Origin of the sequence: Sedimentimonas flavescens, assembly GCF_019264375.1 — a bacterium.
GTDB lineage: Bacteria > Pseudomonadota > Alphaproteobacteria > Rhodobacterales > Rhodobacteraceae > Rhodobacter > Rhodobacter flavescens.
The window spans coordinates 393,855-411,325 of sequence record NZ_JAHVAI010000002.1; the positions used below are offsets into that span (position 1 = coordinate 393,855).

At 66.2% G+C, this 17,471-nt stretch carries 14 protein-coding genes and 1 tRNA gene; 9 read left to right on the forward strand and 6 right to left on the reverse strand.

Going from position 1 to position 17,471, the window contains the following annotated elements; all coding sequences use genetic code 11:
- Nucleotides 1–7: 7 nt before the first annotated feature.
- Nucleotides 8–781, forward strand: coding sequence for a Bax inhibitor-1/YccA family protein (locus tag KTQ37_RS05010; RefSeq protein ID WP_218629371.1), 774 nt, complete (start codon nt 8–10; stop codon nt 779–781).
- 126 nt (nt 782–907) lie between these two features.
- Here the strand turns inward: KTQ37_RS05010 and KTQ37_RS05015 are convergent, their stop codons facing one another.
- The 4 genes from KTQ37_RS05015 to katG all read right to left on the reverse strand — a co-directional run bounded on the left by KTQ37_RS05015 (nt 908) and on the right by katG (nt 5,008).
- A complete protein-coding gene (locus KTQ37_RS05015; RefSeq protein WP_218629372.1) occupies nt 908–1,909 on the reverse strand; it encodes a type I glyceraldehyde-3-phosphate dehydrogenase in 1,002 nt (333 codons plus the stop codon).
- A 128-nt stretch (nt 1,910–2,037) separates the two neighbouring features.
- Nucleotides 2,038–2,114 (reverse strand) — tRNA-Arg (locus KTQ37_RS05020).
- Between the two features lie 52 nt (nt 2,115–2,166).
- Nucleotides 2,167–2,625, reverse strand: coding sequence for a GNAT family N-acetyltransferase (locus KTQ37_RS05025; protein WP_218629373.1), 459 nt, complete (start codon nt 2,623–2,625; stop codon nt 2,167–2,169).
- A gap of 157 nt (nt 2,626–2,782) precedes the next feature.
- On the reverse strand, nt 2,783–5,008 hold the full coding sequence (gene katG / locus KTQ37_RS05030) for a catalase/peroxidase HPI (RefSeq protein WP_218629374.1): 2,226 nt from the start codon (nt 5,006–5,008) through the stop codon (nt 2,783–2,785).
- 459 nt (nt 5,009–5,467) lie between these two features.
- Between katG and KTQ37_RS05035 the strand changes: the two genes are divergently transcribed.
- The 8 genes from KTQ37_RS05035 (at nt 5,468) to KTQ37_RS05070 (ending at nt 15,884) form a co-directional block, all read left to right on the forward strand.
- The gene (locus KTQ37_RS05035; RefSeq protein ID WP_218629375.1) at nt 5,468–6,499 is read left to right on the forward strand and encodes an efflux RND transporter periplasmic adaptor subunit; all 1,032 of its coding nucleotides are present in this window, start codon (nt 5,468–5,470) and stop codon (nt 6,497–6,499) included.
- The gene (locus KTQ37_RS05040; RefSeq protein WP_218629376.1) at nt 6,496–7,539 is read left to right on the forward strand and encodes an efflux RND transporter periplasmic adaptor subunit; all 1,044 of its coding nucleotides are present in this window, start codon (nt 6,496–6,498) and stop codon (nt 7,537–7,539) included. The genes KTQ37_RS05035 and KTQ37_RS05040 overlap by 4 nt, the downstream gene beginning before the upstream one ends.
- The gene (locus tag KTQ37_RS05045) at nt 7,536–10,580 is read left to right on the forward strand and encodes an efflux RND transporter permease subunit (protein ID WP_218629377.1); all 3,045 of its coding nucleotides are present in this window, start codon (nt 7,536–7,538) and stop codon (nt 10,578–10,580) included. The genes KTQ37_RS05040 and KTQ37_RS05045 overlap by 4 nt, the downstream gene beginning before the upstream one ends.
- Before the next feature lie 92 nt (nt 10,581–10,672).
- Nucleotides 10,673–11,458, forward strand: coding sequence for a WecB/TagA/CpsF family glycosyltransferase (locus tag KTQ37_RS05050; protein WP_218629378.1), 786 nt, complete (start codon nt 10,673–10,675; stop codon nt 11,456–11,458).
- Entirely contained in the window at nt 11,455–12,735 is a 1,281-nt protein-coding gene (locus KTQ37_RS05055) for a lipopolysaccharide biosynthesis protein (RefSeq protein WP_218629379.1), read from the forward strand. Before KTQ37_RS05050 ends, KTQ37_RS05055 begins: the two co-directional genes overlap by 4 nt.
- A complete protein-coding gene (locus KTQ37_RS05060) occupies nt 12,732–13,619 on the forward strand; it encodes a sulfotransferase (protein ID WP_218629380.1) in 888 nt (295 codons plus the stop codon). The genes KTQ37_RS05055 and KTQ37_RS05060 overlap by 4 nt, the downstream gene beginning before the upstream one ends.
- On the forward strand, nt 13,616–14,734 hold the full coding sequence (locus KTQ37_RS05065; RefSeq protein WP_218629381.1) for a hypothetical protein: 1,119 nt from the start codon (nt 13,616–13,618) through the stop codon (nt 14,732–14,734). The genes KTQ37_RS05060 and KTQ37_RS05065 overlap by 4 nt, the downstream gene beginning before the upstream one ends.
- A complete protein-coding gene (locus KTQ37_RS05070; RefSeq protein ID WP_218629382.1) occupies nt 14,712–15,884 on the forward strand; it encodes a glycosyltransferase in 1,173 nt (390 codons plus the stop codon). Before KTQ37_RS05065 ends, KTQ37_RS05070 begins: the two co-directional genes overlap by 23 nt.
- Here KTQ37_RS05070 and KTQ37_RS05075 read toward each other — a convergent pair.
- Both KTQ37_RS05075 and KTQ37_RS05080 read right to left on the reverse strand, forming a co-directional pair.
- Nucleotides 15,866–17,086: a phage head spike fiber domain-containing protein gene (locus KTQ37_RS05075; protein ID WP_218629383.1), complete on the reverse strand. Its 1,221-nt coding sequence runs from the start codon at nt 17,084–17,086 to the stop codon at nt 15,866–15,868. The genes KTQ37_RS05070 and KTQ37_RS05075 overlap by 19 nt on opposite strands.
- Nucleotides 17,086–17,385 carry a spike base protein, RCAP_Rcc01079 family gene (locus KTQ37_RS05080; protein ID WP_236021074.1) on the reverse strand — a complete coding sequence of 100 codons (300 nt, stop codon included), beginning with the start codon at nt 17,383–17,385 and terminating at the stop codon, nt 17,086–17,088. The genes KTQ37_RS05075 and KTQ37_RS05080 overlap by 1 nt, the downstream gene beginning before the upstream one ends.
- Nucleotides 17,386–17,471 lie beyond the last annotated feature (86 nt).

Here is a 17,471-nt window from a genome sequence, read left to right on the forward strand (position 1 = left end):
GGTATGAATGGCTGAGTTCCAAACCATGCGCGCTGGCGCCGGAACGCGCGCTCAACTGATCGACGAGGGTCTGCGCGCCCATATGAACAAGGTCTATGGCCTGATGTCGGTGGGTATGCTGATCACCGGCGCGGTGGCCTGGATGCTGGCCAGCATGGCGATGACGACCGATCCCTCGGCCGCCGCGATGCAGATTGGCGCGTCGAAATACCTGACCTCGTTCGGGGTCACGCTTTACACCACGCCGCTCAAATGGGTGCTGATGTTCGCGCCGCTGATCGTGGTTTTCGCCTTCTCGGCGACGCTGCACAAGATGCAGACCTCGACGGCGCAACTGGTGTTCTGGGGCTATGCCGCGCTGATGGGCGCGTCGCTGTCGTCGATCTTCGTCGTCTTCACCGGCATGTCGATTGCGCAGACTTTCCTCGTGACCGCCATCGCCTTCGCGAGCCTGTCGCTTTACGGCTACACGACCAAGCGTAACCTGTCGGCCTTCGGCTCGTTCCTGATGATGGGTCTGGTGGGCCTGATCGTTGCCTCGATCGTGAACATCTTCCTCGCCTCGTCGGCGCTGCAATTCGCGATCTCGGTGATCGGCGTGCTGCTGTTCTCGGGCCTCACCGCCTATGACACGCAGAACATCAAGAACACCTATCTGCAGATGGCGGAGTCGAACAGCGACTTCCTGGGCAAGGCCGCGATCCTGGGTGCGCTGCAGCTCTATCTCGACTTCATCAACCTGTTCATGTTCCTGCTCCAGTTCCTCGGCAATCGCGAGTAACCAGACAGAGCGACCTGACAAGGAAAAGCCCCGCGCATCGCGCGGGGCTTTTTCGTTGCGCCCCAATTGCGGGGCGCCCGGGGGCGCGGGGGGCGCCGGGGCGGATGCCCCGGCGCCCCCCGCGCCTCACCCCTCGGCCATCAGGCAGGCCACATCGAGCATCCGGTTCGAGAAGCCCCATTCATTGTCATACCAGCCGAAGACGCGCAGCATCCCGCCCTCGGTCACCCGGGTCTCGGGGCAGGCCATGATCACGCTTTCGCGGCGCGCGCGCAGATCGGTGGAGACCAGCGCCTGATCGGTGGCACCGATCACCCCATCGCCAGCAGCCTCGGCGCGGAAGATTGCGTTGACCTGCTCCGCCGTCACCGGCACGCGGGTCATCACCGCCAGATCGACCGCCGAGACGCTCGCGGTCGGCACCCGCACCGCCTGGGCGATGATACGCCCGGCGAGTTCGGGCAACACTCCATCCAGCAACCGCCCCGCCGAGGTCGTCGTGGGCACCATCGACAGTGCCGCCGCGCGCGAGCGCGCGAAATCCGCGGCGGGCGCATCGACCGTCGGCTGCGAGCCGGTATAACAGTGGATCGTCGTCATCGACCCGGTCACCACTCCCCATCGGTCATCGAGCAGCCGGATCAGCGGCGCCAGCGCATTCGTTGTGCAGCTTGCGTTCGACACGATGCGCTGCGCATCAAGCCCTTCCTCGTTGGCGCCAAGCACCACGGTGAACTCGGCCGCCTGCGACGGCCCCGAGATCAGCACACGTCCCGCCCCGGCAGCCAGCCCCTGCCCTGCCACATCCGCCCGATCCGCGCGCCCGGTGCATTCCAGAACCAGATCCACGCCCGAGAGGTCGAGCTGCCCCAGATCGTCAACCCGGTGCAGCGCGATGCGCTGCCCGTCGATCACCAGCGCACCCGGCGCTTGCGCGACCGAGCCGCGCCAGGGCCCGAAGACACTGTCGTATTCGAACAGGTAGGCGCACATCTCGGGCGCGGCGATATCGTTGATGCCCACGACCTCCAGCCCCGGCCAGCGCACGCCGCCGCGCGCGCGCTCCAGCATCAGCGCGCGCAGAACCGAGCGCCCGATCCGACCGAACCCGTTGATGAATATGCGCATGACCGACTCCCGCAGCGCCTCCCTGTCTCTTGTTTAGGACGCCGCGCGCGGGGCCGAAAGCCCACGATTGACATGGATACAATCGCGGAGGCCAAGACAGCCCCAATACTCAAGCTCGGGAAGTTGTCTGGCGGCCCCTGAAGGATTCGAACCCTCGGCCGTCCGCTTAGAAGGCGGATGCTCTATCCAGCTGAGCTAAGGGGCCGCTGGCATCCCTTTTGCGGCATTGGGCGCGCGCGTGCAAGCCCCGCAAGACCTCAGACGGCAAGTGTCATGAAGACCGAATTCGGGTCAGGTCCGTAACCCTCGAAGGGGCCGCATTCGACAAATCCGGCGGTCAGGTAGAGCGCCCGCGCGGCCTCGAACGAGGGCTGCGCGCCGGTCTCGAGGCTGAGGCGCGAATAACCCGCAGCCTGCGCCTCGGTGATCAGATGCGCCAGCATCATGCGCGCCAGCCCGCGTCCGCGCAACTCCATCAGCACATGCATGGATTTGATCTCGGCATGGCCCGGATCGATGCGCTTGAAGGCGCCCATGCCCACGGCGCGCCCCTCTTCGCGCATCACGAAGAAGGTGATGCCGGGGGCAGCCAGCGCATCGGGGGGTAGCATGTGGATCGACTCGGGCGGGGTGTCGGCATGCATGGCCGCGTGGTGGCGCGCATGTAGCAGGGCCAGATCCTCCTGCACGGGATGTTCGAGAGTGATCGTGATCATGGTCTGCTCCTTGCGGCCGTGCCGGTCTGTCCGGCAGCAGTATTACCCGCGCCCAAGGCACTTGGACAGGGCCGCGCAAAGATGTGACCGGGCGGAGAAAATGGCAACGGCGCCCCGGCGAAAACCGGGGCGCCGCAGTCGTTTTTCAGAGCCTCGCTCAGGCGATATCGAAGCGATCGGCGTTCATCACCTTGGTCCAGGCGGCGACGAAATCGGCCACGAACTTGGCCTGACCGTCATTCTGGCCATAGACCTCGGACAGGGCGCGCAGTTGCGAGTTCGAGCCGAACACCAGATCGACGCGCGTCGCGGTCCATTTGACCGAACCGGTGGCGCGGTCGCGGCCTTCGAACAGATCCTCGGCCTCGGACACCGGCGTCCAGACGGTGCCCATATCGAGCACGTTGACGAAGAAGTCGTTCGTCAGCTGGCCGGGACGCGCGGTGAACACACCATGCGCGGAGCCGCCGTGATTGGCGCCAAGGGCGCGCATCCCGCCAACCAGAACGGTCATCTCGGGCGCGGTCAGGGTCAGCAGCTGCGCCCGATCCACCAGCATCTCTTCGGCGGAAACCGAGTAGGATTTCTTCTGGTAGTTGCGGAAGCCATCGGCCTGCGGCTCGAGCACGGCGAAGGACTCGGCATCGGTCTGCTCTTCGGTCGCGTCCATGCGGCCCGGGGTGAAGGGCACCTCGACCGCGTGACCGGCGGCCTTGGCCGCAGCCTCGATCGCGGCGCCGCCACCCAGCACGATCAGATCAGCCAGCGAAACCTGCTTGCCGCCCGAGGCGGTGGCGTCGAAGCCCGCCTTGATGTCCTCATAGACCGCCAGCACCTTGGCCAGTTGCTCGGGCTGGTTCGCTTCCCAGTCCTTTTGCGGGGCCAGACGGATGCGCGCACCGTTCGCACCGCCGCGCATGTCCGAACCGCGGAAGGTCGAGGCCGAGGCCCATGCGGTCGAGACGAGTTCGGCAATGCTAAGGCCCGAGGACAGGATCTGCCCCTTGAGCGCGGCGATGTCCTCGGCGTCGATCAGCGCGTGATCCACTGCCGGGATCGGATCTTGCCAGATCAGATCTTCGGCCGGAACCTCGGGGCCGAGATAGAGCGCCTTCGGCCCCATATCGCGGTGGGTCAGCTTGAACCATGCACGGGCGAAAGCGTCGGCGAACTCCTCGGGGTTTTCGAGGAAGCGGCGCGAGATCGGCCCATAGATCGGATCGAAACGCAGCGACAGGTCGGCCGTGGTCATGATCGGGCGATGCTTCTTCGAGGGGTCGTGGGCATCTACGATCATGTCCTCGTCTTCCACATCTTTCGCCAGCCACTGATGCGCGCCTGCCGGGCTCTTCACCAGTTCCCAGTCGTATTTGAACAGCACCTTGAGGTAGCCCATATCCCAGGTCGTCGGGTTAGGCTTCCACGCGCCCTCGATGCCGCTCGAGATCGTGTCGATACCGACGCCCGAGCCGAGCGCGTTCTTCCACCCCAGGCCCATCTCGGCGATGCCCGCCGCTTCGGGATCGGGGCCGACAAGACCCGCATCGCCTGCGCCGTGGCACTTGCCGAAGGTGTGACCGCCAGCGACCAGCGCCACGGTTTCCTCATCGTTCATCGCCATGCGGCCGAAGGTCTCGCGCACGTCGCGGCCCGAGGCCACCGGGTCGGGGTTACCGTCCGGGCCTTCGGGGTTCACGTAGATCAGGCCCATTTGCACGGCGGCCAGCGGGTTCTCCAGATCGCGCTCGCCCGAGTAACGGCTGTCGGGATTGTCCGACGGGGCGAGCCATTCGCTCTCGGCGCCCCAATAGATGTCCTCCTCGGGTTCCCACACATCGGGGCGACCGCCGCCGAAACCGAAGGTCTTCATGCCCATCGATTCCAGCGCGGCATTGCCCGCCAGAATCAGCAGGTCCGACCACGACAGGCTGTTGCCGTATTTCTGCTTGATCGGCCAAAGCAGGCGGCGCGCCTTGTCGAGGTTGACGTTATCGGGCCAGGAGTTGAGCGGCGCGAAACGCTGCGTGCCGGTGCGGCCGCCGCCACGCCCGTCAGCGGTGCGATAGGTGCCGGCGCTGTGCCAGGCCATGCGGATGAAGAGCGGGCCATAGTGCCCCCAGTCGGCCGGCCACCATTCCTGGCTGTCGGTCATCAGCGCGTAGAGGTCTTGCTTGACCGCGTTCAGGTCAAGCTTGCCGAACGCCTCGGCATAATTGAAATCGGGGCCCATCGGGTTCGACAGGGCCGAGTTCTGGTGCAGCACCTTGAGGTTCAGCTGGTTCGGCCACCAGTCCCGGATCGAGCGTGCCTTGAAGGTCACGTTCGGGTTCACCCCGTGAAGAACCGGGCACTTGCCCGATTTCGCGACATCATTACCGTCCATTATCTTTCTCCCAGAGCAATTCTTGGTGGATGGATTGGGCGCTGCGCGCGGCCCGAAGGTCTTCCCTCGGGCCGCGCGCATCACCGTTGAATTCAGATATGCCCGCACCCAAGGCTGTAATCGCCATCAAGCAGGCGCAGCGGGCGCGGCCTGCACAGGGGGCTTGGCATGGGTTCGTTCTCCTCTCAGCTTCATATCGTTTAGCAACTCCGCGCCATAGGAAAAAATCGTAAATATTGATCGCTTCAATAAGATAGCCTGATATTAACGATTTGCGTGGAAAGCTCATTTGCCGCAGTTACAACTCGGAGGTGAAATGCCACCCTTCCCCGGCTCAGCCTAGGGTAACGCCACGGAATCCGGGGATGGTGTTGTTTCCCGCCTCGATTTCAGAACATTGTGGCGCAGCCTGCTGGGCGACATGGTGCCGATATGCGTTTTGTTAGATCATTTTTCCTGATGGCCGTGCTCATCCCCGTCTCCCCGGCGGGGGCTGACGTGCCCCTCTCCGTCCAGACCGTGATCGCACAAGAGCGCGTCACCGCGATGACGGTTGAACTGTCGGGCTCTGTCGAGGCGGCCGAGGCCGTGCCGATGGGCTTCCGCAGCGGTGGCCGGATCACCGAGATCGTCGCCGACATGGGCGATCAGGTGCTGCAAGGTCAGATCCTGGCGCGGCTGGATGACACGCAGGCCAAGGCCGCCGAGGCCGTAGCCGAGGCGCAGTTCGCCGCTGCCGAGGCGGTATTGCTTCAGGCCCGGCAGGCGCAGGAACGCATCGCCGCCCTGACCGAGCGCGGGGCCGCGACGCAGGCCGCGCTCGACTCCGCCACGCAAACGCTGCTTGCGGCGCAATCGGGCCGCGATCAGGCCGAGGCACAGTTGAACAAGGCACGTCAGGCAAGCCGCGACACCGTCATCCGCTCGCCTGCGGCGGGCATCGTGATCTCGCGCACCGCCGAACCCGCGCAGATCGTGGGCGCCACGCAGACCGTGCTGACGATCGCCAGCGACGGCGCCGGAGAGGCCGTGTTCCACGCCCCCGACTTTGCCGAGATCGACGATCTTCTGGGTCAACAGATCGAGCTGCGCATCCTTGACGGCAGCGACCGCAGGCTTGCGGCGACGATCTCTGAGATCTCGCCGATGATCTTCGGGCAATCGGGGACCATCATGGTCAAGGCCCGGTTCGACACTCCCGCCGGTGGCGCCAGCCTTGGGGCCGCGGTGGCAAGCGAGGTCTCCTTCGCCATGCCCGCAACCATCGGCGTTCCTGCGGGCGCACTGATGCGTGCCGAAGGCGGGCCGGCGGTCTGGGTCGTCGATCCGGCGACGCGGCAGGTCGCGCTTGTGCCGGTCAAGATCGACCATTTCACCGATCGCTCGGTCGAGCTGTCAGAGGGGTTGGCGGCGGGCGCCGAGGTCGTGACCTCGGGCGCGCAGCTGCTGTACCCGGGGCGCGTTGTGACCAGCGCCGGAGGCAAACCATGATCCGCCCCCTGCTGCCCCTGATGCTTGCCGCGCTGCTGTGCACCCCCGCACTGGCCGATCAGCCGCGCCCGGTCGTGTCCGAGATCCTGACGCGTGAAACCGTGGCCCTGCGCAGCTACCCCGGCCAGATCGCCGCCGAGGTTGAAACCACGCTGGCCTTCCAGACTTCGGGCCGGATCGCCACCCGCCCGGTCCGGCTCGGCGATCGCGTCGTGACCGGCGATGTGCTCGCGACGCTCGACCAGATCACCCTGGACGAGGATGTCAGCACGGCGCGCGCGGCGCTGGCCTCGGCGCAGGCGCAACTGGATTTCGCGCAGCAATCGCTGACCCGCGCGCGTGAGCTGCAAGCACGCAACGTGGCCTCGCAGGCAGCGCTTGAGGCCGCGACCGCGCAGGCCGAAAGCGCCGAGGGCAGGCTGCGCGCGGCACGCGCCAACCTGACCCGCGCGCTTGATGCCGAACGCTTCGGCGCGCTGCGCGCACCCGCCAGCGGCGTGATCACCGCGATCCTTGCCGAACCCGGCGCCGAGGTTTCGGCCGGAACGCCGGTTCTGATGCTGGCCACCGATCAGGGTCGCGAGGCGGTGATCGACGTGCCCGAGGAGGTGATCAGCCTTCTGCCCCCCGCCGCACGCTTCGTGATCGAGCCGCGCACGCTTGGCGCGGCGCCGCTCGGTGGCTCCCTGCGGCTGATCGAACCGGTCGCCGACAAAAGCATTCGTAATCGGCGTCTGCACATCACCCTCTCGCCCGAGGTCGAGCCGCCGCGTTTGGGCACGATGGTCGATGCCCGCCTCGACCAGCCCGACACTCCGATCCTGACCCTGCCGGTCGAGGCGCTGCTGGAAGCCGATGGCGTGATTTCGGTCTGGCGCATTGGCCCAGACCGTATCGCGGAACAGGTCACCATCCTGCCCGGCCCCCGGGTCGGCGGCCGCATCGCCGTGCGCGAAGGGCTGAGCGAGGGCGACGAGATCCTGATCCGGGGCATCCACTCGGTCAGCGAAGGCGAGATTCTGGGAGAGCGCGAGCAATGATGGGCGGCTTCAACCTTTCGGACTGGGCGCTGCGCCACCGCTCGATGGTGTGGTTCATGATCATCGTCTCGCTTGTCGCGGGAACGTTGGCCTATATGAATCTGGGCCGCGAGGAAGACCCCTCGTTCACCATCAAGATCATGACCATCGCCGCCGCCCTGCCCGGCGCCACGGCCGAGGAAACGCGCGAGCAGGTCACCGACCGGATCGAGAAGAAGCTCCAGGAATTGCCGCGGCTGAAGTTCACGCGCTCAGAGACCTTCCCCGGACAGGCCATCGTCTATCTGGAACTGCAACCCCAGGTGCGCGGCGAGGAGGTCACGCAGACCTGGCTCAAGGTGCGCAACATGATGAACGACATCCGCGGAGAGTTTCCCGCAGAGTTCGCCGGGTTCTCGTTCAACGACGGCTTCGGCGATGTCTATGGCACGATCTTTGCGATCACCTCGGACGGGTTCACCCCGCGCGAGCTGAAAGAAAGGGTCGAGGATATCCGCTCGGCGGTGCTGACGCTGCGCGACACCGGCAAGGTCGAACTGATTGGCACCCGCGACCCGGTGGTGCATGTCGAGTTCTCGGCCCGCAGGCTGGCGGCGCTTGGTCTCGACAAGACCGTCGTGCTGAACACGCTGGCGGCGCAAAACGCGATCGTGCCCTCGGGGATCATCCGCACCGCAGATGAGATGATCGCCGTGCGCCTGTCGGGGCGTTTCGCCTCGGCAGCCGAGCTTTCGGCAACGCCGCTGCGGGTCAACGACGCCTTCTTTACGCTTGGCGATGTGGCCACCGTCAGCGATGGCTACGAAGACCCGCGCAGCTCAATCTTTCGCTACAACGGGCAAGATGCCATCGGCCTGATCATCGGCATGCGCCAAAGCGCGAATATCCTGGAATTCGGCGCCGATCTTGACGCGCTGATGGAGCGTATCCAGCAGGAACTGCCTGTCGGGATCACGCTGAACAAGGTCGCCGACCAGCCCAAGGTCGTCGAGGAATCGGTGAACCATTTCCTCAAGGCATTGGCCGAGGCGGTGGCCATCGTGCTTTTCGTCAGCTTCGTCTCGCTCGGGTGGCGCGCGGGGCTGGTGGTGTCGATGTCGATCCCGCTGGTGCTGGCGATGACCTTCGTCATTCTCGACATGATGGGCGTGACGCTGCAACGCATCTCGCTCGGGGCGCTGATCATCGCGCTTGGGTTGCTGGTGGACGATGCGATGATCGCAATCGAAACCATGATTTCCCGGCTGGAACTGGGCGAGAGCCTTGGCAAGGCCGCTTCCTATGCCTGGTCCTCCATCGCCTTCCCGATGCTGTCGGGCACGCTGGTGACGGTGGCAGGGTTCATTCCGATCGGGCTGAACTCGAGCCAGGCGGGCGAATACACGCTGTCACTCTTCTACGTGCTGGCGATCTCGCTTTTGTTGTCGTGGATCGTGGCGGTCCTGTTCGCGCCGCTTCTGGGGGTGACCTTCCTGCCCGCGAAACTCTCGCATCACGCGCATCGCGCAGGCCGCCTGCGGCGCGGGTTTCGCGTGGCGCTGCGGGCCTCGATGCACCACAAATGGCTGACCATCGGCGTCACCGTCGCGCTTTTCGGCCTGTCGCTTTTCGGGATGCGCTTTGTCGAGCAGCAGTTCTTCCCCGCCTCCGACCGCCCCGAGCTTCTGGTCGATATCAACCTGCGCCAGAACAGCACCATCGAGCAGACCGACCGCGCCATGGCCGGCATCGAGGACTGGCTGGCGACCCGCGACGAGGCCGCCTATTGGACGACCTATGTCGGGCGCTCGGCGCCGCGCTTCCTGCTGTCGCTCGATGCGCCCACGCCCGCGCCCTTCATGGGGCAGATCGTCATCATGTCGAAGGGGTTGGACGAGCGAAACGCCCTGCGCGACGCGCTGAACGAACATGCCACGCAGATCCCGGGGGTCGATCTTTTCGTCAAGACGCTGGAACTTGGCCCGCCCGTGGGCAAGCCTGTGCAATTCCGCATCTCTGGCCCGGATCGCGACCTGCTGCTGAGCGAGGCGCGCGGGATTGCCCGACTGATGGCCACCGACCCGCGCCTGTCGAATATTGCACTCGATCAGGGGGAGCCTGCGCGCGTCGCCCGCGTAATCCTCGATCAGGAGCGGCTGCGGCAGTTGGGTCTGACGCAAAAGGATGTGGCGCAGGCGCTGCAAACCCTGTTCAGCGGCATCGCCGTCACCGAGTTGCGCAGCGGCAATACGCTGATCGACGTCATCGCTCGCGGTGGCGCGGCGGATCGTAGTTCGATCAACTCGCTGCAATCCTTGCAGATCCCCAGTCCGACGGGCATTCCGATCCCGCTGTTCAGCTTCGCGCGCCTTGAGTGGGACATGGAGCCCCCGGTCATCCACCAGCGCGACCGCGTGCCCACGATCACCGTCAAGGCCGCCGTCAACGGCGATGATCAACCCGCGACCATCGTCAAACAGCTTGACCCGCAGATCGCCGAGATCGCCGCCCGCCTGCCCGCCGGCTACCACATCGAAAAGGGCGGTGTGATCGAGACGAGTTCGGAAAGCCAGGGCCCCATCACCGAGGTCGTGCCCCTGATGGTGCTGATCATGCTGACGCTGGTGATGATCCAGATGCAAAGCTTCCGGCTGATGTTCATCGTTCTGGCGGTCGCCCCTCTGGGGCTGGTGGGTGTTGTCGCGGCCCTGCTGCCCGCAGGCGCGCCGCTTGGCTTCGTTGCGATCCTCGGGGTGCTGGCGCTGGTCGGCATTCTGATCCGCAACTCGATCATCCTGATCAACGAGGTGACCGAGCTTCTGGCCAAGGGCAGATCCCATTGGGAGGCTGTGTTCGAGGCCTCGGACAGCCGCGCGCGGCCGATCCTGCTGACGGCGGCAGCAGCAAGCCTTGCGCTGATCCCGATCTCGCGCGAGGTGTTCTGGGCGCCGATGGCCTTTGCCATGATGGGCGGCATTATCGCCGGAACGCTGATCACGCTGCTCTTTGCGCCCGCACTGTATTGCGCGGTGTTCAAGGTGAAGCCCGAGGCGGAGCACTGACGCCCTCCGCACTTAGTTAACCATGGCGATTGCGGAAGCGCCACAATTCATCCTAAGGTTGTGCAAGATGAACTCCTGCGCGGCCCCGATTGATGGATTCTCGCCCTGCCCCGACCGCCCCTGCGCCCGCCGAACCGGCGCCGAGCTACGACGTGCTAGGCATTCCGATCTCGGTCACGACGCTTGAGGCGACGGCGCAAAGCCTGCGCTTCTGGGCCAATGACCGCCAAGGGCGCTATATCGGCGTGCGCGAGGTGCCCTCGCTGATGGCGATGCGCGACGATCCGGCGCTGACCCGGATCGCGCGAGGTGCGGCGATGAACCTGCCCGACGGGATGCCTCTGGTGTGGATCGGGCGCAGCCGCGGCCTGCCCGTCACGCGCAGCTGCGGCCCTGACCTGATGGAAAAGATGCTGAGCGAGGCGCCGCAGGACGGGTTGCGGCACTTCCTCTACGGCGGCAAGCCCGGCGTGGCCGAGCGCGTGGCCGAGGTTTTTCGCGCCCGCGCCCCCGGTGCGCACATCGTCGGCACCTATTGCCCGCCCTTCCGCCCCCTGACCGCCGAGGAAGACGCCGAGGTGATCCGCCTGATCCGCGAAAGCAGCGCCGATATCGTCTGGGTCGGCCTGTCCTCGCCCAAGCAGGACATCTGGATGGCCGAGCATGTCGCGGCCCTGCCCGCCACCCTGATCGGCGTCGGCGCGGCCTTCGATTTCCACGCCGGCACCGTGCGCCGCGCCCCGCGCTGGATGCAGCGCGCGGGGCTCGAATGGTTGCACCGGCTGATCTCAGAGCCGCGCCGGTTATGGCGGCGCTACCTGATCCTTGCGCCCCGCTTTGTCTGGCTGATCCTGCGCAACGCGGGGGCCAAGGCATGATGGCCGCGCTGCGCAGCCCCGCGCCATGGGCGGGTCTTTTGCGCCAAACGCGCGAGGCGCGCTGGACACTGATCGGGCAGGTCGTCGCCAGCGGCGGGAATTTCGCGACCTCGGTCCTGCTGGTGCGCGCGATGGGGCTGGAGGGGTTCGGGCGCTATTCGCTGTGTTTCATCGCGCTGATGATCTTGCGCAACCTGCTGGGTGCGGTGCTTTTGACGCCGCTGGCGCTAATCGGGCCAAGATTGCGCAACACCTCGCTTGCCGCCTTTCGCGGGTTGGCGCTGGCGCTGGCGCTTTGCCTTGGCGCCATCGGGTCGTTGACGCTTTTCGCAGGGTTCGCTCTGTTGGCACAGGCCGATGGTGATGCCTGGGCGGCGCCGGCCGCGCTCCCGCTGGCGCTGGCCAACCTGCTCGGCACACTCGCCGATTTCCTGCGCCGCCACCTGCTGGTGTTCGAGCGCGCCCGTGCGGCCAGCGCTCAGGATGTGCTGCGCCACGCCACGCAGATCGGAGCGATCGCGGTCCTGATCCGCTCCGCCAGTGAAATGACCGAGATCGAGGCGCTTTGGGCGCTGTGCCTAGGCAGTAGCGCGAGTGTGGCCTTTGGTCTTGCGCTGTTCGGCCGCGCCACGCTGCGCCCCCGGTTCGCGCGCAGCCTTGGCCCGAAGCTCTGGGATCTCGCGCGCTGGCAGCTGCCGACGACGCTGCTTGAGACCGTGCAGGGCAACGCCCCGCTGCTGATCGCCGGGTTTATCCTGGGCGATGGCGCGCTTGGGCTTCTGCGGGCACTTCAGCAAGTGACGAACCTGCTGGCACTGCCCTTTAATGCGCTGTCCCAGATCGCGCCCTCAATCGCCGCGCGCTGCCATGCCAGGCTTGGCGTCTACGGCCTGCGGCGCGCGTTGCTGCGCCTGAGCCTTGGTACCGCCGGCCTGTTTGTCCTCGCCATGGCGGCGTTGCTGGCGCTCTGGTCGGTTTTGTCCGCGCGATGGATGCAGATCGATGTGCCGCGCGGTTCGGCGGAGTTGCTGCTTTACTGCCTGCTCAACCTGATCGTTCTGCTGCGTTTGCCGCTGACAAGCTGGACCCTCGCGCTCGGCCGCCCGCAGGTCGTCACCCGCGCGACGGCCTTCGGAACGGTGTGCTCGATTGGCGTAACGCTTGTGCTGCTTTCTCCGCTCGGGGCCGTCGCGGCTGTTCTCGGGCAGATCGCCGGGGCGCTTGGCGCGATGATCGGAACCGCACTCGCCGCCCCAAGACCCGAGGCAGCATCATGAGGATCATCTGCATCGCGGGCACCGGACGCTCGGGCAGCACTGTTCTGGAGCGGATGATCGCAACGCGGGGCGGCATTGCCGTTGGTGAGCTGAAATACCTCTGGTCGCGCGGGCTGATGCGCGGCGAACTGTGCGGCTGTGGCCGCCCCACCCCCGACTGCCCGTTCTGGGCCGAGGTCATCGCGCGCGCCTTCCCTGACGGGCTGGACCCCGCGCGGATCGAGGCCCTGCGTCGCCGGGTCGAGCGCCACCGCATCCTGATGCTCCGGCGGCTGATCGGGCTGCCCTCGGCGCGCTACGCCGAAGACCGTGCCGAATACCTGGCCATCCTGCGCCGGGTCCATGAAGCGATCGCCGCCGTCTCGGGGCCGGATCTGATCATCGACAGCTCGAAAGACCCCCCCCATATCGACCTGATCCGCGAACTGGCCCCCGAGGCGACGATCCTGCACCTCGTGCGCGACAGCCGTGCCGTGGCCCATTCCTGGGGGCGGCCAAAGCTCCGCCCCGAAGTGCATTGGGCCGAGGAATACATGCCCCGGATCGGTGCGCTGCGGGGCGCCCTCGATTGGCTTTTCATCAATTTCGCAACCGCCCGGCTTTTCGCCAGAACGCCGGGCTACCAGCTGCTGCGCTACGAGGATCTGGCAGAGGGCCGCGCGTTCCTGGCAGATCTTGCGCGGCCCGAAGGCGCGGCGCTTGTCCATTCCGTCTCGGGCAATCCGCTTCGCTTCGATACGGTGCCGCGACGCCTTGCGCCTGACCGCAGATGGTTGACCGAGTTTCGCGGTGTGCGGTGGCTGCTGGTCACGTTGCTCACCGCGCCGTTGCTTTGGCGCTATGGCTATCCGTTGATACGGCGGGACAGAGAGCGCGCACCATGACCGCGGCCAGCGCCATCCCCGCGCCCCCGCCGCTGCGCAGTCTCTATCTGTTCGCAGCCTGCCTTGCGGTCTATTTCTGCCAGCCCGAAAGCGCCGGCGCGCGCGATCTGATCTACGCTTTCCCGCTGTTTTTCATCGCCGAAAGCCTGGCAAGCGGGCGCACCGATCTACACCGGGGCACGGCATTCATGGGCCTGTGCTTTCTGGCGCTCTGGCTGCCACTGTCCTTACCCAATGGCAGCGCGGGTGTGCATGAGGCCCTGTTCGTTGCCGCCTCGCTCCTGGTGCTGACACTGCATTTCGAAACCCCGCAGCGGTTTCCGATTGCGCTGTTGATTGCCGGGGGATGCGTTGCGCTGATCTCGGCGCTGCGCAGCACGGCGGGCCTGTTTGCCGGGTTTGATCTGCTGCGCTCGGCGCAGACGGCGGGAGAGACCTCACTTGGGCTGGCCCTGCCGCTTGTCGCCATCCACGCCTATGCGACCGGGAGGCGGCCGATCTTCCTGCTCAGCCTCCTGCTGAGTGTGCTGATGTTCAAGCGCATCGCCCTGCTGGCACTGGCAATCGTGATTGCGCTGGAGGTGCTGCAATCCGGGCGTTTCGTGCGCTTGGGCGCGGTGTTACGCGGGGCCCTGATAGCGGCGGTCTTTCTGTGTGGCCTGAACTCGGCACTGATCTATGAGCAACTCTCCGCCCTCGCGCTTTCACTATTCGACCTGTCGCTTTCTCCGGATCAGATCTCATCGGGGCGCTATTTCGCGAGTTTACTGTTTCAGGATTGGCTTGGGGCGCAGTCAGGGCTGTTCAGCAGCCTCGTCGGTCACGGGCCGGGGTTTTCGACACGGTTTCTGGCTGAGAGCACCGACCTGTCGCAAAAGCATTTCCCGCTGCTGCATAACGACATCCTGCGGCTTTACAGCGATTACGGGCTTTTGGGCCTTGCGGGTGCCTTCTGGGCGTTTCAGCGCATGGCCCGCGCGGCGCCCGTGGCTCGCGGGATCGCCACCTATACCGCGCTGATTTTCCTGACCGACAATGTGCTGACATACTTCTACTACTGGGTGATCGCGATTGCCCTGCTGCGGGTGCCCGATGAAGATCCTCGTTCTGCATAACGCCTATCGTCAGCGCGGCGGCGAGGATGCGGTGGTCGAGGCTGAAATCGCATTGCTGCGCCGCGCCGGGCACGAGGTCCATCTGCATCAGGTCTCGAACCAGCAGATCGAGGGGGTTGGCGCGCGCTTCGGGGCGCTGGCGCGCGTGGCCCATAACCGCCACACGGCAAGGCAGGTGGCGCACCTTGTGCGCGAAACGCAGGCGCAGATCGTACATGTCCACAATTTCTTCCCGCTCCTGTCGCCCGCCGTCCATGGGGCGGCAAGGCAGGCCGGGGCTGCGGTAGTGCAGACGCTGCATAACTACCGCCTGCTGTGCGCCAACGCGATGTTTCTAAGGGATGGCAAGCTGTGCACGGATTGCCTGGAGGGTAGCCGCGCCGTCGCCCTGATGCGTCGCTGCTATCGCGGCTCGCTGCCGGGTACCGCCACAGTTCTGGCCATGCAATCAGCCACGCGGGGTGACTGGCGCGCGCAGATCGACCGCTTCATCGTCCTCACCCGGTTCAGCCGTGAGGTCTTCGCCAAGGCCGGACTGCCGGCTGACCGCGTGTTCGTGAAGCCGAACTTCGTGGCGCGCGCGGACATTCCCGCGCCCGGCCACCGCGAGGGCGCGCTGTTCGTTGGGCGGCTCGCACCGGAAAAAGGCGTCGAGAGCCTGATCGCGGCGTGGAGATCCCTACCCGAGATCCCGCTGACCGTCGTCGGCAGCGGCCCGCTTGAGGTAGCCCTGCGCCGCGCAGCACCGGGCAATGTCACCTTTACCGGCGCCCTCCCGCGCGAAGCCGTCCTGCAACGCATGGCACGGGCGCGGCTGCTGGTGTTCCCCTCGATCTGGTATGAGGGCTTCCCCATGACCCTTGTCGAGGCGATGGCCGCAGGCTTGCCCATCGTCGCTGCGCGGATCGGGGCTGCCGCCGAGATTGTCTCCCCGGAGTTCGGCGCCCTCTTCACGCCCGGAGATGCACAAGACCTCGCGGACAAGGTCCGCGAGGTCTATGGGGCCGATCCGGGCCGGTTATCGGCGGCCGCGCAACGGCAATATGCGCTTGCCTATTCAGACGAGACCAACCTTGCGCTGCTTGAGCATTGCTATACCGAGGCGCTGGAACGGCGACACGGCACCTCCGATCAGGCGGTCAGGCCCTGAAGCTCTGCATCGCTCAGGCGCTTGGGGTAGAACCGGACGGCCCGGATCAACGCGGGGCCAGCGCCAGCCCCCACGCCGGGCACCGCGAAATCAAGCCGGTTGAGCGCGGATGGCTCTGCCCCGCCTGCCGTCGCCACGACACCGCCCGACAGGCACAGCGACATGCCGCTGCCCGACCAGCCAAGCGCGATCGCAACGTCGCTGTGGCTTGGGACGCTGGCCGCACTGTCGAGCAACAACCCCGGCGCGCCGCCGAACCGCGCGCGCAGCTTTCCACCCGCCGTTCGGTAGAGATCCAGCGCATCCCCCGCCCCGGACAGGCGCGCCAGAGGCACCTCGCCCGCGCAGCGCAGGCGCGCGCGGAGAAGCAGCGTCCCCTCGGGGGCCGCAAGCCAGCCGCCCCCTGCAAGCCCCGCCGTATCGGCCGCACGGGCGACGACGCTGCCCGAGGTGCCGATGTATCCGCTTGGCGCGACGGCTTGCTCGACCTGCATCGCGTGAACGATGACGCTCTGGCCCGAAACCGTGCTGTCCGGCCCGACCCCGAAGGCAGTGGCGCTGACCGCGCTGGCCAGCATCATCACGAAACGCAGCAGGTGATACCCTCCGCCCAACGCTAGATTCTCGACATTCGAGATTGTTGCGCCCGAAGAGGTATTCAGCGTCACCGCCCCCGCCGTGCCGGCCAGTGCGACCGAGGTCACCGGATTGGTCGCCCCGCTGTAAAGAATGCACCGCATCCGCCCGGACGATCCGGCCCGATACCAGACTGACACGGCATAAGGAACGTTGGCCGCGAAATTGCCGCTCGGCGGTTGGGCCCGATGCCAGTTCTGGCCCTCCGAGACGACCTCAAGGCCCGGAAACAGGCCGTGGGCATTCTCCGACAACTGGGTGCGCTGCGTGCTGCCGATGATTGACCAGCCCGCAGCGGTCGCGACCGACTGCGTCACAAGGTTGCTGCGCGCCGGATCGACGATCACGCCTTGCCCCAGACCATCGACGGCGCGCGGGCCAAGCCGCGCCCCGGTGACGGGCTGAGCAACCTGCTGACCGCCCACCGCGTAAAGCCCCGCCGCATAATCGAGCACAAGCGAGGGCACCGCCCCCGAGCCTGACAGGTATGGCACCAGCCATGCCGCCACGGTGGCGCGGCACCGCGCCACCGCCCGGGCCGGAAGGGAAAGACCGGGAAACAGCATCAGACATGCACCATCGCGAAGATGCCGCTGGCCGTGGTACCCGTGGCCCGCACCCGCCGGACCGCAACCGGCAGGATCGACTTGTCAGCGACCGAGACGGTGCGCACCGCGCCCGCTAGCGTCACGAAGCTGACCGCGCCACCGGTCTCGACGTAAAGCGCCGAGGCGACATCGGTCAGATCAGCGCCATCGGCGGGGCTCACCGGCACCATATCCAGCGCGGGGCCATGCAGCGCCGGGGCGCGATTCTCGAAGGGGTTACGCATTGTCGGTTCCTCGATATTTGATCCATCGGCCATAGGCCTTGCGCGACAAATCATTGGGAAAACCGCTGCATTTTCCCTGAACGGAGCGTTCGCTGCCACGCGCGGCGCAAAAAACCCTG